A 645-nucleotide genomic window follows, 5' to 3' on the forward strand; every position below is an offset into this window, starting at 1 on the left:
ATGAGCCCAGCGAGCTACCGAACTGCTCCACCCCGCGTCGATTGCGTCACTGACAGTACGTGCGACCGTCCCAAGTTACAAATGGCGGGGCTCATGCACGAGTGGGTGGCTTGGTACTACCACGAACACAAGCGCTGCGGGATTGCCCTGTTCTCACCCACCCAAGTCGGTGACGGCACCAAGAAAAGCACTTGCAGCACCCGCGACCAGGCCATGCAGCGCTACTACGACAAACACCCAGAACGCTTTCAGACCCGGCGGCGGACACTGACTCCTGGCACGTTGTAGGAATTGACATGGCCAACGAAAAACAACCCTGCAAATAGCCCCACTGACTCACGGCAGGTTGACACCGAGCGATTCTCGGAGAGTTCGTCCACAAACCTCGCGAACCTCGCCGATTCATCGGCCTTGGCTGCGAGGATCGAATGCATGAGCGGCAGGCACATCGAACTCTTCCTCGTCGACGGCACCCCGGGCGGCCTGACGACCGCCGAAATTCTGAACTGGACAGGGCAGGTCCTGAGTGCGCCTCGCGCGGAAATGAGCGCACTCGTTCGCCGAGCCGAGTTGTCAGGCACCTGCGTCTACTTCCTGCTCGGTCCCGATGAACAGGGCGGCACCCGCTGTTACATCGGTGAAACG

The 645-nt window shown here is 60.5% G+C and carries 2 pseudogenes; both read left to right on the forward strand.

From position 1 onward, the window contains the following. Window positions 1–288, forward strand: a pseudogene (locus H483_RS40065) (hypothetical protein); the annotation flags it as partial. A gap of 144 nt (window positions 289–432) precedes the next feature. After that, a pseudogene (locus H483_RS27550) lies at window positions 433–645 on the forward strand (GIY-YIG nuclease family protein); the annotation flags it as partial.

The organism is Dietzia sp. UCD-THP (genome assembly GCF_000349585.1).
Taxonomy (GTDB): Bacteria; Actinomycetota; Actinomycetes; order Mycobacteriales; family Mycobacteriaceae; genus Dietzia; species Dietzia natronolimnaea_A.